Annotated in this window: 1 protein-coding gene; it reads right to left on the bottom strand. The window is 37.0% G+C overall.

All coding sequences use genetic code 11. The features are described from left to right. The coding region (locus ACRCJ0_RS14325) for a phytoene desaturase family protein (RefSeq protein ID WP_431390888.1) at window positions 1-1,166 on the bottom strand (1,166 nt) is incomplete at its 3' end. Window positions 1,167-1,287: the final 121 nt, after the last annotated feature.

Below are 1,287 nucleotides of genomic sequence, written 5' to 3'. Positions count from 1 at the left end.
TGTGCTGTGCCTAATTCTGAAACCGGCATCAAGAGATAGAAATTAGCCTTTCCTTCTGGTGCACGTGTCTCATCAACTTGAGAAGGAACGTGAAGGTATATTGATGGATTGTCAATCAAACGTCCGTCAAAAATGCGTGCCATGTTATCATCTAAATCTTCTGAGATGATAAAGTTATGGGTCTTCAAATCTTTAAACGTACCATCTACGCCCCAGTAAAATATTAAACAAGAGCAAGAATAATCCATTTGGTCTATCTTCTTGGCTGTATATTTACCCCGGTTTAAATCGCCATCTATTAAATGTTTCATCGTATACGGGAAATCAGCATTTGAAATGACTCTCTTACTAGGAATAAAGTGCCCTCCAACTTGTAGACCATTCACTTGCTGTTCATCGATTAAAATCTTATCCACTGGTGTATTATAATGAATGACACCCCCTAATTCTTCAAACAATTGAGCAAAACCTTTAGCTACGGTGTGCATGCCACCTTTGACATAATGAATGCCATATAATAGTTCAATCATCGGAATCATATTATAAAGCGAAGGTCCATTTTTAGGAGAAACGCCTATATAAAGTGTTTGAAAAGCCATTAACTGCTGAATATCTTTATTTGGAATAAATTTCGCCATCATATGTTCTGCACTATCAAATGTTTTTAATTTAAGTGCATTAATCAACATAGAAGGATTGTATATATCCGATTTATGTCTAAATGGTCGCCTAATAAAATGGTCCATAGCCACTTGATATCGTTGGTACATCTCTGCAAGGTATTGAAGAAAACCAAGTGCGGTTTGGGGATCTTTTGACTCCATTAAAGCCATTAAATCAGTCAAATCATTACTCACGCTATAGTGGCGATAAGGGTCTCCTTTAAAAAAAACATCATACATCGGGGTTAATTTCTGCATAGGGATGTAGTCTTCTGGGTCCCGACCAGTTAATGTAAACAACTCTCTATATGCTTCTGGCCACATGACAATCGTTGGACCTACATCAAAGGTATAGCTATCTACTGCCATCTGGTTCATCTTACCGCCCGGCAACGATTCTTTCTCAAAGATTTCAACTTGGTATCCTGCATGCTGCAAGCGGATAGCTGCAGATAAACCACCTATCCCTGCCCCAATGATTGTAATTCTTTCTTTACTTGTCATGTTATTGGTCCCCTTTTTATAGATCCATTTTATTATTTTATCACTTGATAAGTTTATTAATAACAGATTACCATTTAAGGTATGACTTATCAAGTATAGGAGATTTATGCATGGCTTTTTT

This window comes from Aerococcus sp. L_32 (assembly GCF_050689315.1).
The sequence above is the reverse complement of the archived record's forward strand: the minus strand, read 5'-3'. Positions and strand labels throughout refer to the sequence as shown.